Source organism: Chitinophaga sp. 22308 (genome assembly GCF_052045305.1).
GTDB classification, from domain to species: Bacteria; Bacteroidota; Bacteroidia; order Chitinophagales; family Chitinophagaceae; genus Chitinophaga; species Chitinophaga varians_A.
The window spans coordinates 1-13,431 of record NZ_JBQEOP010000013.1; the positions used below are offsets into that span (position 1 = coordinate 1).

At 49.1% G+C, this 13,431-nt stretch carries 12 protein-coding genes; 8 read left to right on the plus strand and 4 right to left on the minus strand.

Annotated features, from left to right (window positions below; translation table 11 throughout):
• Together ACTJJS_RS33255 and ACTJJS_RS33260 are read left to right on the plus strand one after the other, a co-directional pair.
• On the plus strand, positions 1-1,365 hold a 1,365-nt coding region (locus ACTJJS_RS33255), incomplete at its 5' end, for an RHS repeat-associated core domain-containing protein (RefSeq protein ID WP_440668329.1).
• 16 nt (positions 1,366-1,381) lie between these two features.
• Positions 1,382-2,017, plus strand: a complete 636-nt coding sequence (locus tag ACTJJS_RS33260; RefSeq protein ID WP_440668331.1) for a hypothetical protein — start codon at positions 1,382-1,384, stop codon at positions 2,015-2,017.
• A gap of 78 nt (positions 2,018-2,095) precedes the next feature.
• Here ACTJJS_RS33260 and ACTJJS_RS33265 read toward each other — a convergent pair whose 3' ends face one another.
• From ACTJJS_RS33265 to ACTJJS_RS33280, 4 genes are all read right to left on the minus strand, one after another.
• Entirely contained in the window at positions 2,096-3,466 is a 1,371-nt protein-coding gene (locus tag ACTJJS_RS33265; RefSeq protein WP_440668333.1) for a RagB/SusD family nutrient uptake outer membrane protein, read from the minus strand.
• Between the two features lie 9 nt (positions 3,467-3,475).
• Positions 3,476-6,715: a SusC/RagA family TonB-linked outer membrane protein gene (locus ACTJJS_RS33270; RefSeq protein ID WP_440668335.1), complete on the minus strand. Its 3,240-nt coding sequence runs from the start codon at positions 6,713-6,715 to the stop codon at positions 3,476-3,478.
• A gap of 91 nt (positions 6,716-6,806) precedes the next feature.
• A complete protein-coding gene (locus ACTJJS_RS33275; RefSeq protein WP_440668337.1) occupies positions 6,807-7,829 on the minus strand; it encodes a FecR family protein in 1,023 nt (340 codons plus the stop codon).
• Between the two features lie 77 nt (positions 7,830-7,906).
• Positions 7,907-8,476 (minus strand): RNA polymerase sigma factor, encoded by a 570-nt coding sequence (locus ACTJJS_RS33280; RefSeq protein WP_440668338.1) that lies wholly within the window; start codon positions 8,474-8,476, stop codon positions 7,907-7,909.
• Positions 8,477-8,605: 129 nt separating this feature from the next.
• Here ACTJJS_RS33280 and ACTJJS_RS33285 point away from each other — a divergent pair, with 129 nt between their 5' ends.
• The 6 genes from ACTJJS_RS33285 (at position 8,606) to aspT (ending at position 13,425) form a co-directional block, all read left to right on the plus strand.
• Entirely contained in the window at positions 8,606-9,259 is a 654-nt protein-coding gene (locus ACTJJS_RS33285; protein WP_440668340.1) for a hypothetical protein, read from the plus strand.
• A gap of 202 nt (positions 9,260-9,461) precedes the next feature.
• Positions 9,462-9,956, plus strand: a complete 495-nt coding sequence (locus ACTJJS_RS33290; protein ID WP_440668342.1) for a hypothetical protein — start codon at positions 9,462-9,464, stop codon at positions 9,954-9,956.
• A 5-nt stretch (positions 9,957-9,961) separates the two neighbouring features.
• The gene (locus ACTJJS_RS33295) at positions 9,962-10,501 is read left to right on the plus strand and encodes a hypothetical protein (protein ID WP_440668344.1); all 540 of its coding nucleotides are present in this window, start codon (positions 9,962-9,964) and stop codon (positions 10,499-10,501) included.
• Positions 10,502-10,513: 12 nt separating this feature from the next.
• A complete protein-coding gene (locus ACTJJS_RS33300; protein WP_440668346.1) occupies positions 10,514-11,017 on the plus strand; it encodes a hypothetical protein in 504 nt (167 codons plus the stop codon).
• Between the two features lie 41 nt (positions 11,018-11,058).
• A complete protein-coding gene (locus tag ACTJJS_RS33305) occupies positions 11,059-11,628 on the plus strand; it encodes a hypothetical protein (protein WP_440668348.1) in 570 nt (189 codons plus the stop codon).
• Positions 11,629-11,724: 96 nt separating this feature from the next.
• The gene (aspT, locus tag ACTJJS_RS33310) at positions 11,725-13,425 is read left to right on the plus strand and encodes an aspartate-alanine antiporter (protein WP_440668350.1); all 1,701 of its coding nucleotides are present in this window, start codon (positions 11,725-11,727) and stop codon (positions 13,423-13,425) included.
• The last annotated feature ends 6 nt before the right edge of the window (positions 13,426-13,431 follow it).

Below are 13,431 nucleotides of genomic sequence, written 5' to 3' on the forward strand. Positions count from 1 at the left end.
TTTTATAAATCCAACGGTCCTGTTAACAAGAATAGCCCTGTTGTACCGGCGGAAAACATGGTAGCGGACCTCATCGCTGCCTTTGGAGGCTCCGCTGCAGCTGATGCCACACATGGTAGCGCAGCACCTGTAAACAGTACGCCATTTAACGCTAATTTTTATAATAACGACTATCGTCAGCTGAAAGAAAAAAATCCTGACCAGCAACCTGGTAAGCCCAAAGCCTACCTCAATTATGTTCTGTTTGATGACCAGTTTAAAATGGTGGAAGAAAACAGCGGCGTGAAGCAGGTGAAGGCAGAGCCGGATCAGTTGCAAACGCTCTCACAAGATAAAATGGTGATGAAAAAGAGCGGATTTTTGTATGTTTATACCAGCAACGAAAGTGCGCAGGAAGTGTTCTTTGATAACCTATTAGTGGCGCAAGCCAGTGGCCCGGTACTGGAAGAGACGCATTATTATCCATTTGGGTTGACGATGGCGGGGATTAGTTATAGTGTGTTAAAAGGTGCAAATTATCCGGAGAATAGGACAGGTTATAACGGAAATGAGCTGCAGTCAAAAGAGTTCTCAGACCGTTCAGGATTAGAACTATATGACTTCAATGCTAGAACTTATGATCAGCAGATTGGTAGGTTTTTACAGATAGATCCTTGGGTAGAAGAGGGTAGTCAGGAAATGTTGACGCCATATCAATTTTCCTATAACAACCCGATTCGATATAGTGATCCTGACGGTAAATGCCCGGCATGTTTGATCCTTGGATTGCCGGCAGTTGGTGAGGCCCTAGGGGCTTTAGGAGCTGCAGTGGGTATCACAGTAGTCGTAACCAAAGCAATAGATAAGTTAAAGGTCGCCGATTTAGGAGGGATTAATTATACGCCTGGCTCTCCGTTTGGGCCTTATTCGCCCATGCAACAGTCTCGGCTGATAGAAGCAAAGGATGGAAAGACTTCGAACGAAGGTGCTTCGACAGGTACTCAAGACCAGTCAGCAGGATCCACACCTCAACAGAATAAACCCGAAGACGATGAAAAAACAAATAGAAATACTAATAAGCTTGAGCCAAATAAAGATGCAGGTGCTAACCACACTACATTTCTTAGAGACAAGGACGGAAATATTTATAAGTATGAGGAATGGAAGGAAAATCCCCGAAATCCTAATAGATTTGATACGCAGAAGAGATTCGATGGAGGGACTAAAGATGGAACCCCTGGAGCTGACCATCATGGCCTTCCTACACCACACATGAATCAAAAGAAAGATCCTCAAGGTAATAAAATGCCCAACAAAGGAGCTCGTATTCCAACGGGGAATGAATTTCCTAGGAATAACAGATTTTTACCCTGGCTAAAATCATAAGATGTAAATTTTTACTATGTTACTAGAAGAATACATTTTCTACATTCGAAAAAACTTTGACCCTGAGGAGATAGATATCAGAGTTGCAACACTGAATGTTCATGGTGAACAACCTTTTTTGAACTTGAATGTCACTTTTGATGATGAAGATGTTAAGCCGGAAAGAATATTACTGGATTTGATCCAATTCAGGGAAATTAAATTGCAGGATACCATCTTTTCAGACATTGCTTTATTGGATGAGCATCCACTATTATGGAAGTACAATGATTTTCAATCGTCCCTGTTCTTTAACAAAGCCAAAAGAGATCAGTACAGACTTTTTTGGGAGCTGTACCGGGCTCATAGGGATGTCTACGAGGAATTACTTCCATTGGATACATATTTGAACATAGCATTGTTAGATGCGAAAGACTTTCTTCCTCCATTCGGCCTGTTTGCAAATGGCCCTCAAAAATTAATGAATATTTATGCTGAATGTCTCGAGCGGGAAGGCATCAGTTGCTCGCAGACAAATATATCACCTCCAATGTTGTGGGATGGTTCTACATACACAAGAGGGTTTCAACGGCCTAAAGTTTTATTTTTGAATAAATCTTTCATTATCGCTGAAGATTTTATTCTGAGAGAACGTATTCCTATTGAAGTTTGATTTTAAATAGGAGTTAAACGGTTGAAAGGAAATGCCTTAGTAACCATCACTAAGGCCTTTCCTTTTAAACCCCACGCTCTAATACCCCGGATTCTGCGCAAATCCCATAATATCCACCTCCTGCTGCGGTATCGGGTACAACAACCGGAACGCCGGCAGACTCACCTTTTTATTCGCAAGCACTTCTGAAATAGCCCTGTTAGTCCGTACCAGATCAAACCAGCGGTCGCATTCAAAAGGCAGCTCCAGCCGGCGCTGTTTATACACTTCTGCGCGGAAACTGGCCTGGTCCGGCAGATCGGCAGCGGTAAGCGCAGCGAGACCGGCACGGGTACGCACATTGTTAAGATAGGTAAAGGCGTTGCCAGTGGCTGCGTATCCGAGTTCATTCAATACCTCTGCCTGTAACAGCAGTATGTCCGCAAAACGCAGCACCGGAAAGTCATTGCCGGCATTACCATTGACCGGCTGATCGAGGAACTTGCGAGGCATGATATTGGCGTTACCGGTAGGTTTTACCGGGTCTACGAGCGGCTTACGCAGGTCGTTGGCGTCGTAGGCTTTTGTCAGCGTGGTGTCTACGGTGATCACCTGTGAATTGGCGTACCAGAAGCCATGGTCCTGGTTAGCTACACCTTTGGCGTAACGGACCGCGAAGACGATTTCCGCATTGTATTTATTACCGGTGTTAAACACATCTGCTACGGCAGGCAGCAGGGAAAACACTTTGGAGTCAATGACATCCTGTAATACCGTTTGTGCGTTACCGTATTTTTTTTCGTAGAGATATACTTTCCCCAACAGGCCTTTGGCGGCGCCGGCGGTAATGCGTCCCAGGTCATTGGCTGGATAGGTGGCCGGCAGGTTGGCGGCGGCAAAAGTAAGATCGTCTTCTATCAACTTGTAAGCAGTGGCTACATCATCTCTTTTCTGGTTGACGGCACTGATAGGATCTACGACAGTGGTCAATACCGGTACGCCTCCCCAGAGCCGCACCAGGTTAAAGTAATCCAGGGCACGGATAAACCTCGCTTCTGCTTTGATACGGTTTTTCAACGTCTCGTCCATTTTGATACCGTCGATGTTGCCCAGCAAGGTGTTACAGCGAAAGATACCATTGTATACGCCAACCCAGGTGTTGTAGAAGTTGGTATTGCCGGGGTTGTCGGAATACCGGTTGATCTGGTAGTTCTGGCCGGCATTGGAGGATGGGTCCTGGTCGGTGAAGTTGTCGGCCCTGGCTTCCATTAACACCTGGAAGGTGTTGCCGTATTGACTGCTCAGTGCCAGCGACTCATAACAGCCGTTGACGGCGGTAATGGCGTCGTCCTGCGTTTTGAAGAACTTGCCGGGAGAGATGGCCGATGGCGGTGTCAGGTTCAGAAAGTCTTTGCCACAGGAGCTTAACAGGAAAAAAAGTGCCGGTAAATATAATAGTTGCTTTTTCATGATGGTTCGTTAAAAGGTGATGTTAAGGCCAAGAGAATATGTACGTGCAAGCGGGTAGGAGCCGTAGTCTTCTCCGGCGGTCAGGGCATTGTCGGTACGGTTGCTGATCTCCGGGTTGAACAGGGAGTACTTGGTGAAGGTGAACGGGTTCTGTACGGCGCCGTATATCCTCGCGGCAGAGAGGTGTATGCGGCTCAGCAAGGTAGCCGGAAAGTTGTATCCCAGCGCTATGTTCCGTACCCTCACGAAAGAACCGTCTTCCACATGCCAGGAAGAGGTGATGCCGTTGCCGCCGGTAGCGAGGCGGTTAGGCCTGTTGATATAGCCGTTACCGATATTGTCCGGAGAAACATAATGGTCTTTTACGAAGCTGAGGTTGTTGAAATTGCCTTCTACGTTGGCGATATAGCGCCGGAAGAGGTTCAGGATTTTATTACCCTGGCTGCCCTGTATGGAGAAGCTGAAGTCGAGCTGTTTGTAGCGCACGGTATTGCTGAAACCAAAAATGTACTTAGGCTGAAAGCTGCCGACAATGGCCCTGTCGTTGGCGTCTATTTTACCATCGTTATTGATGTCTTTGAATTTCAGGTCGCCTACATAGGTAGGGTTGCTGGTTTTGGCGGAACCGTCCAGGTCGGCTTTGTCGCGGTAGATGCCATCGGTAACGTACAGATAGTAGGAACCGATCGTTTCTCCGATTTTAGTGATGAAGTAGGCGTTGCCGGTACCGCCGGTAGCGATGATAGGTGCACCGGAGGGGCCAAGGCGGGTGACTTTGTTTTTGTTGAAGGCGATGTTGGCGTTGCCTTCCAGTGACCAGTCTTTACCCAGTTTTTTATTGTAGGATAAGGTGATCTCCACGCCGCGGTTGTTCAGTGCGCCGATGTTCTGCAAATAAGTACTGAAACCGGAGATGCCAGGCACCGGCAGGTTCAGCAGCAGTTTGGTGGTATTGGAATTGTAGTAGTCAACGGTCAGGTTCAGGGCGTCCTTAAAGAATCCTATTTCCACGCCGGCATCGAAGCTGGCGGTGCTTTCCCAGGTGAGGTCAGGATTGGCGGGCGTTACTACTGAAACGCCGTTCACCAGCGTCTGATTGCCGAAGATATAATTGCTGTTGGTGGCGTTGGTGCCGTTGTAGTTGGCCAGCTGTGCCAGCGAGCCATAGTTGGGTATCTGGAAGTTGCCGGTAAGACCGTAGCTGCTCCTGATTTTCAGGGAACTGATGGCATTGATGTTTTTAAAAAACGGTTCGTTGGATACCTGCCATGCTGCGGAGATAGCAGGGAAAGACGCCCATTTTTTGTTGATGCCGAAGCGGGAAGAACCATCCCTTCTCACTGAACCGGTAAGGAAGTATTTGTCACCGTAACTGTATTGTACCCTTGCCAGCCAGGAGTTCAGGCTCCACTGTTCCTGAGAAGAGGCGCCGGCGTTGATCTGGCCGGCATTGAGCGTAGTGACGATGTCTGTCGGGAAATTGATGGCGGTGAGGGTATTGTGTTCCTGGTTTTCTTTCTGGGCGGTAAAGCCTGCCAGCGCGTCTATTTTATGTTTTCCGAAGCTTTTTGCGTAAGACACGGTATGTTCAATCAGCCAGTTCGTGTATTGGTCGGTGTTAGAAAAGCCTGTCGCCACGGAAGGCAGCGTGCCTGACGGAATGGGCAGGGTAGACGGGCGGTAGTAATCCCGGCGGAAAGTATTGATGTCTGCGCCGGCGGAGATTTTGTATTTCAGGCCGCTGAGGATTTCGTATTCCATATAGGCATTGGCCATCAGGCGGAAATTTTTCATGCGGTCTTTGATCAGGGAAGCTACGGCTACGGGATTCAGCTGGTTGGTTTGTCCATATCCCCATACATTGACAGAATCGGCGAAGGTGCCGTCGGGGTTATGTACCGGGAAGATGGGCGCATATCCCAGCGCCAGGGCCACTACGCCGGAATTGGGCGCAAACCACGGACCTTCGGCGTTAACGAGGTGGTTGTCTGTAAAGGAGGGGTTCATGTTTACGCCAAAACGAAACCGTTTGCTGCCGCCGTCAATCCTGAACCTGCTGGAGTAACGTTTGTAGTTGTTGTTGATAACGATACCGTCCTGGTTGAGATAGTTACCGGAAAAGTAATAGGACAGGTTTTCGCTGCCGCCATAGATGCTCACGGTATGGCTCTGCATGGGCGCCTGCCGGAAGATCTCCTTCTGCCAGTCGGTGTTGGTGAGCCCTTTCTCGCCGGCAAGATAGGGAAGTACCTGTGGAGGCACCCAGGTAGACGGGTTTTTCGGGCGCACGCTGTTTGGGTCTGTGGGTTTGCCACCGGGCACTGCGTCCAGGTAGGCGTTATTGTGGCCGTCGTATACCAGTTTGGCATAGTCGTAGGCGTTTAGTACGTCCACATGTTTGTTGACGTTCTGAAGACCATAGTTGACGTCATAATTGACGGTCAGTTTGCCGGCCGTTCCTTTTTTGGTGCGGATAAGCACCACGCCGGTAGAGCCTCTGGAGCCATAGATGGCTGCTGACGCAGCATCTTTCAGCACGTCAATGGAAGCGATGTCATTGATATTGATAGACGCCAGCGGGTTGGCAGGTTGCTGGTAGCTGTTAGGCCCGGGCGAGGCGTTGCGGGTATCGTTGGTAACGGGCATGCCGTCGATGACAAACAGCGGATTGTTACCTGCACTGATGGAACCTACGCCACGAACACGGATAGACACGTTGCCTCCCGGAGCGCCGTTGGTCTGCATCACCTGTATGCCGGCCATTTTTCCGGCGAGGGCCTGGTCAAAGGAGGTGACCGGCTGCTGCATCAGATCGGCTGAGCGGACGGAAGCCACTGCGCCGGTCAGCTCTTTCCTGGTACGACTGCCATAGCCTACTACCACCAGCTCGTTCAGGCCGTGACTGGATTCTTTCATCCGTACCAACAGCAGGTTGCCATCTCCTGCTTTAACGATGAAGCCATCTACCCGGTTGTTTTCATAACCGATGAAGCTAAATGCGAAATCGTACTGCGAACCGGCTTTAAGGCCCTGCAACTGAAATACGCCACGTTCGTTGGTTGAGGCGTTGTAGGTTTCCTTACCGTTCCGTTGCCTAACGGTAATGGACACACCGATGAGCGGCTCGCCGTTTTCACTTACCACACTTCCTTTCACCAGCACGGGCTTGCCGGCTTCCTGTGCATAGGTGTGCACGGCACATAGCAGCAATAAAAGAATACGGGAGTACCTTCTTAAAAGTCTGATCATATGACAATGTATTTGTATGATTTTTTACAAATGAGTGGCCCTGCACATGCTGCAGCATGTGTCAGATAGATAAAGCGGCCTGTTTGTTTTTTTATTTGCTGATAATGATGCTATCTCCTTCTGTCCTGAGCTCCAGCTGGTTCATGGCGCATATGGCTGCCAGGATGTTTTTCAGGGAGTCTTTCTTCAGCACTTTCCCGGTGAAATATAAGGCGCTGACATCTTCCTGCCGGAAACATACTGTTGTGTTAAAATATGTTCCCAGGGTACGTATGGTCTGGTCCAGCGGTTCGTTATTGAAGGAAAGCACGACGTTGTTGACATCCGGAGCTATGCTGCCAGGTGCTTTGCCGCTGCTGCCGGACTTTTTGATGTCAAATGACCGGGTGATGGTATTGATGGCATACTCTTCTCCCGGTAGCAGGCAAACATCCTCGTTATTGTCTGTTGTATGTATTCGTACTTTCCCGGCTGATAATTTTACCGCCACCTTGTTGGCAGTCTGCGTGTTGATGGTAAAAGTGGTGCCGAGGGCAGTGACAGTGATGCCGGCAGCTTCCACGATAAATGGCCTTTTCGTATCTGCGTGCACGATAAAGTCTGCTTTCCCCTGTAAGGTCAGCCTGCGCAACGTTTGTACGGTATCTTTCCAGCTCAGCATGCTGTTGGGCGACAGGTGTATGACAGACCCATCGGCCAGCGCGAGCGATTTGATATCGTTACCATTGTTGCGGACCTGATGGCTGGCCATAGAAGCCTTCACTGCTTTTCTGTTGTCAGTGTTCAACTGGTATTTCAGATACACCGCGCCCACCACGATCAATACCGAGGCTGCAACAGACAAGGGAAGCAATATCGCTCTCCGTGGCCGTTTCCGTGCTGTAGTCACCGCTTCCGCTGCTATGGCGGCATGTAGCCGGTCCAGCATGGCGGCGGTTTTTTCCGGAGGCAGCACCTGTTGCCGGTCAGCAATGCTTTGCAGATAGGCATTCAGCATGGCCGCTTTCACTGGTTCGTCTGCGCCTTGCTGTATCCAGGCTTCCAGTTGAGCGATGTCTGCGGCGCTGGCCTGCCCTTTTTTGAATTTCTCCAATAGTAAATAGAACTGTTCCATGTGTTCATCTATAAAAACTCAACAAAGGGGAAAGAGGGGGGAGGGGAGTATGTTACCAAATTATTAACTAACAGGCATTAATAATGGAGATAGGTGCCCAGTAGGATCAAACCCGCTACAGGTAAGGATGCCTGCTGTGTAGCGATATACGTTTTAATAAAAGAGGAAGATGCTTTCAGGTATTCCTTAGCCGTATGGTGGGAGATGCCAAGGATGGAAGCCGCTTCCTGGAGCGACTTGCCTTCCAGGCGGCAAAGGCGGAAGATCATTTTTTTCCTGGGCGACAGTTGTTCGATGGCATCGCTGATCAGGTGGAGCTGCATCTCCTTCATGGCCGCAAAGTTGTCGTCGTCTGTTGATACCGCCTGTTCGGGGTGGGTAGCCAGTATGGTCTTTTCTTTAGCGGCGTTTTTCAGGTATTGGATGGATTTGTTATAGCTTACGACAAACAGCCAGCGTGCTACATCGTTGGTCAGTTCCAGCTTGCGGCGGTTGTTCCATAGCGCCAGGAATACCTCCTGCAGGATATCTTCGGCCACTTCCTGCTGGGGTACCAGCTTACAGATATTCAGGAACACAGCCTGGTGGTACTGGCTGTAGATACTGTCGAATGCCGCAAGTTCAGCTTTGTTAAGTAGCATAGTCATATCGGGTGCACTGTTTCTGACCATCAAAAATAGGATCGGACAAGACAAATTAAAATACGGGGAAGGTTATATTATGATTATCATTGGGCTGGTTGGCGGGGTAAAAAAAGAATCTTATTTTTGCGCACCATGTTTTACAGAAAAATCTATCTACCGCTATTGGCCTGTACGATGGCCGCGTGCAGCAAATCAGACAAAGAGACGTCAAAAGATGCCGATCCTGCTGACCTGAACAGTATCTCCGTTTCCATAGAAGGGGAGGTTAACCAGAAAATTGAAGCCCGGGGCAGAGACGTGGAAGTGGCCCTGCTGAAGTTTACCAAAACTTCCCTCGAGGGGTTTGGCGTGGGTGGTTTTATACCTGACGGCAATGGTAGTATGAAAACGGAAGCTACCACCGGCCTGATGAAGCTGGACCTGCAAGCCGGTGCTGAACAGACCGGAACCGCCACCGGTTCAGTGACGGTTAAAAGCGGCAACAGTCAAACCCAATACGCCGGCCAGTCTTATTTCCTCTACTATGATACCGACGTCAATGCGGCCAACAGCAAGGTTTACCTGACTTTAACAGAAGTAAAGGATACCGCTAACCTGTTGAAGCTAAGAGGACAATTCAGGTATAATGCGGCTTACGGGCCAGATCAACAGTCCGATGCCTGCATAAAAGAGGGACTTGCCAATAGCGGCCGCATACCAATGTACAACCCGGACCTTTGCGGCGCTAAAAAAGTAAAGGTGTCAGGCACTTTCATTATCTATCTCGACAAGGTGATGCAGCAATAACCCGCTGTTTTTACATGAATAATTCATAAACAGGCGTTATCCTCTGGTCAACCCCGGTGCATGACGCCTGTTTCTGTTTCCTTGCTGCAAATGGCCCAAAAGAACCCCGGAATGAAAGTGCTTTCACGGCAAAACTATCTCAGTACAATGTAGTAACTTCCTGCCAGAGTACTTTGCCTTTTCACCTCGAATATTGTAGCATATGTCTAAACAGCCCCCTGTTACCCTGTTTCTTTTCTTTGTTTTTGTCATGATGCCATTTGCAGGAAGAGCTCAGCTCGACAGCGCTGCGTACAAAATATTTGTGCGGGATATAAGTCGCGCTCCACGTATGTCTCTTGGTTACCTGGAATATGGACAGCCGTTTGAACTGACGATGGTGTATACTTTTTCAAACGGGAAGAAGACGGTACGTTATTTTCCGGATGAGGTACTCAACAGCGTTTCCCGCGATTTGAGTGAATGTGAACGGGTACTTAAAAGAACAAAATGGCAGGATATATATCCGGCGCTAAAAACAGCAGACAATTTCAGTATCGTGATACCGATGGTCTTCCGGTTTCTCAATGGTCCTGGTATGACAAAGGAGGAAGAGCAAGCGGTTATCGGAAAGCTTTTTGATTTCACGGACAAGGTAGACCCTCCCTATCAGATATCAGACATAGTATTTGTAAACTTTTTTAAACAAATCAGATAGCACCCATGTTTCAGCCTACTACGTTATGGAATATGCTTAAGCAGCCCTGGTGCTTTCTCCTGCTTTTTGTGATGATGCCCTTTGCCGGAAAAGCGCAAACTGATAGTGCGGCATACATTGAATTTCAAAAGGCTATTCGCCAGGCGCCGCGTTTTTCAACGACGTTTCAGCAGAATGGTCGGCCGTTCGAACTCGCCCTGGTGTGTGAGGTGTCCCATGGCGAGAAAACGGTCCGCTATATCCCCGGAGAGGTCCCCGACAGTATTTATGAATATTTCTCGCCGCCTGTACGGGTATTGATGCAGACGGATTGGGCAAAAATATTTCCCTCCCTTAGTGTGAAGGGGGATTTCAGTGTTGTGGTGCCTTTTGTTGTCCGGTTTGAGAATGATCCGCCGGTAACCGTTAAACAGGAGATGGCGGTGCTTCGCAGGCTTTTCGGTTATATGACATCGCTTGCGCTGCCTTACAGGGTTTGTGATCCTGTGTTTGTGAATTTCCGTAGAAACGAACATCGCAAAACAGACGAGGTTACCCGGCTTTAAATGTTGTAGCATATGTACAAACTTACTACCCTGCTATCACTGTTATTACTGGTCATGCTTCCATTTGCAGGGGAAGCACAGGAAGACAGCCTTTATAAACCATTAATGGTTAAGATCTCAAAGAATGCACGTGTTCCCCGTTCAATCCGACGAGCGGCTAAAGCCACTCAATTGACGATTGTGTATACAGTCGCTGATGGAAAGAAGTCTGTACGTTATTTCCCCGAAAAAGAATCAGATAGTCTTCGTAGTGGCTTTCAGGCATGCGAACAAATACTGATGGAAGCAGATTGGGCGAAGATAGCCCCCAAACTCTATGCTAAGAGGAACTTTAGCATCGTGTTGCCTGTTGCCATATACTTTAGGGATGGCAGTAATTCATCAAATGAATCAGTGATAGAGGAAGACGCCCTCGGCCGTCTCTTCGATTTTTGCACAAAAGTAGCGCCACCATATCAGGTATTAAGCCCGCTTATCATGTTGGGATTTAAATATCCATCACATGAGAGTTGGTAAAACAAGAAGATGTTTCCGTTGTTTTTTCTAATCTTTGAGGAATGGAACGTCTCCTATACCATTTGAAACATTTTGAGCTTAACTTTTGGCTGTGCCTTATTATGGGTATAACGATGATTGTCGTGGTACTGTGGCAACATTTTTTTCCATTCAGATTCAGACGGGATACATCAATTGATATTCCTCCTGTGCCATTGCCGGCATTTACGGAACTCGTCCGTTCGTTAATACAACCTGTAGACCAGTACTTGTTTTTAGCGCAATTGAAGCTGGTGGTCACATCAACGGAGCTGTTAATGAAAGATGTGCCGGATGATCAATGGGACTATGCTGCTGTGTTTAGAAGAAGTTCGAACTTTGATCACCCGCCTGCTTTCATGGCGGAAGGAGGCTTTGTGAATTTGGACCTCGATGTTTTTTATGAGCCGCATGATATCGGCCTGGCGCTGGCTGCGGTGGCAAAAGGCAGGAAGGATGTCCTGCCGGCTTCGTTGCAGGACATCCTGCTAAGAGGGAAGATTGTGGCGCACGAGATCTGTGCATCGCTTATCGATGTTGGGTGCGAGGCCGTTAGTAATGTGGCGGAACTGTTGCCTGACTATCAGCATTAACTACTATCTTATTCATTTCGTGGTCATTGAACAAAAACAAAGCAGCCCTTGTTTAAGTGCTATAACAGCGTTATTCCCGAACGAAAATGACCATTTATGCAGTGGATTACTCATGTATTGCAGCAATACCCTGAACTGGCTATCTTTCTCACTATCGCACTGGGCTTTGCTATTGGCCCTCTTAAAATTAAAACATTCAGTCTGGGTACTGTTACGGCCGTATTGCTGGTGGGCGTGCTGGTAGGTCAACTGAAGATCGATATTTCATCTACGGTGAAGTCCGTGTTTTTCCTGATGTTTTTGTTTGCGGTGGGTTATAGTGTGGGTCCGCAGTTTTTCCGGGGACTGAAAAAAACAGGACTGCCGCAGATGGGGTTTGCGGTGCTGATGTTATTGACATGCCTCATTTTTCCCTGGCTCTGCGCGCGTTTCATGGGATATAACATGGGACAGGCGGCAGGGCTGCTGGCCGGTTCACAGACTATCTCCGCCGTGATCGGCGTAGCAGGGGACACCATCAACGGACTACCGTTGACGGCTGCACAGAAAGCGGATTACAACAATGCCATACCTGTTTGTTACGCGGTGACCTATATCTTCGGGACAGCCGGTTCGGCGTGGGTGCTGGCCAGCCTGGCGCCTGCCATGCTGGGCGGGCTGGACAAAGTCCGGAAAGCCTGCAAGGAGCTGGAAGCCTCCATGGGGGCCGGTGATGAGAGTTCCCAGCCTGGCATGATCCCCGCCGACAGGGTAGTGGCTTTCCGTGCTTATACAGTTACGGCCGACTGGTTTGGCGACGGGAAAACGGTGCAGCAGCTGGAAGCCCATCTGGCGGAAGAACATGTCCGTTTGTTTGTGGAACGGCTCCGGCAACAAAATAAGCTGGTTGATGCCGCTCCCGGCGTGGTCATCCATAAAGGTGATAAGATTGTTTTAAGTGGCCGCCGTGAAGACCTGATGGGAGAAAGAGGCCTGATAGGGCCGGAGATACAGGACGCTGAACTGCTGCACTTCCCGGCGGAAGCCTTACAGGTACTGGTGGCAAAGAAAAATATTGCCGGTATGAAAGTCAGTGAGCTGAGGGCGCAACCTTATATGCATGGCATCTTTATCCGCAGTATCAAAGCGGCTGATATCGAAGTGCCCGTCATGCCTGATACCGTGCTGGAAAGAGGAGACGTACTGGAGCTGGTGGGGCTTAAAAAAGAGGTAGATAAAGCTGTCCAGGAGATCGGCTACGCCGACAGGCCTACGGAGAAAACAGATATGACCTTCGTAGGGCTGGGTATTGTTATTGGCGGGTTGATAGGAGTGCTGACCGTCCGTATTGGAGGCGTGCCTATCAGTCTGAGTACCAGCGGCGGCGCCCTGATCATAGGCCTGGTGTTCGGCTGGCTCCGCTCGCAGCATCCTACTTTTGGCCGCATTCCTGCACCTGCGTTATGGGTGATGAACAATGTGGGACTGAATATGTTTATAGCTGTAGTTGGCATCACCGCCGGCCCCGGTTTTGTGGATGGCTTCAAACAGGTGGGCGTCAGCCTTTTCCTGGTGGGCGCTGTCGCTACTACCTTACCACTGCTGGCAGGAGTGTTGATGGGCAAGTATATTTTTAAATTCCACCCCGCATTGATACTGGGCTGCACTGCCGGCGCGCGTACCACCACCGCCGCGCTGGGGGCCATTCAGGATGCGGTGGACAGTAAAACGCCAGCCCTTGGCTATACTGTTACTTACGCGGTGGGCAATACCCTCCTGATCATCTGGGGTGTTGTGATAGTCATGTTGATGCGATGAAACCCA

Coding starts and splice junctions, on each gene's coding strand:
- ACTJJS_RS33260 (WP_440668331.1), top strand. CDS start 1,382: ATGTTACTAGAAGAATACATTTTCTACATTCGAAAAAACTTTGACCCT.
- ACTJJS_RS33265 (WP_440668333.1), bottom strand. CDS start 3,466: ATGAAAAAGCAACTATTATATTTACCGGCACTTTTTTTCCTGTTAAGC.
- ACTJJS_RS33270 (WP_440668335.1), bottom strand. CDS start 6,715: ATGATCAGACTTTTAAGAAGGTACTCCCGTATTCTTTTATTGCTGCTA.
- ACTJJS_RS33275 (WP_440668337.1), bottom strand. CDS start 7,829: ATGGAACAGTTCTATTTACTATTGGAGAAATTCAAAAAAGGGCAGGCC.
- ACTJJS_RS33280 (WP_440668338.1), bottom strand. CDS start 8,476: ATGACTATGCTACTTAACAAAGCTGAACTTGCGGCATTCGACAGTATC.
- ACTJJS_RS33285 (WP_440668340.1), top strand. CDS start 8,606: ATGTTTTACAGAAAAATCTATCTACCGCTATTGGCCTGTACGATGGCC.
- ACTJJS_RS33290 (WP_440668342.1), top strand. CDS start 9,462: ATGTCTAAACAGCCCCCTGTTACCCTGTTTCTTTTCTTTGTTTTTGTC.
- ACTJJS_RS33295 (WP_440668344.1), top strand. CDS start 9,962: ATGTTTCAGCCTACTACGTTATGGAATATGCTTAAGCAGCCCTGGTGC.
- ACTJJS_RS33300 (WP_440668346.1), top strand. CDS start 10,514: ATGTACAAACTTACTACCCTGCTATCACTGTTATTACTGGTCATGCTT.
- ACTJJS_RS33305 (WP_440668348.1), top strand. CDS start 11,059: ATGGAACGTCTCCTATACCATTTGAAACATTTTGAGCTTAACTTTTGG.
- aspT (WP_440668350.1), top strand. CDS start 11,725: ATGCAGTGGATTACTCATGTATTGCAGCAATACCCTGAACTGGCTATC.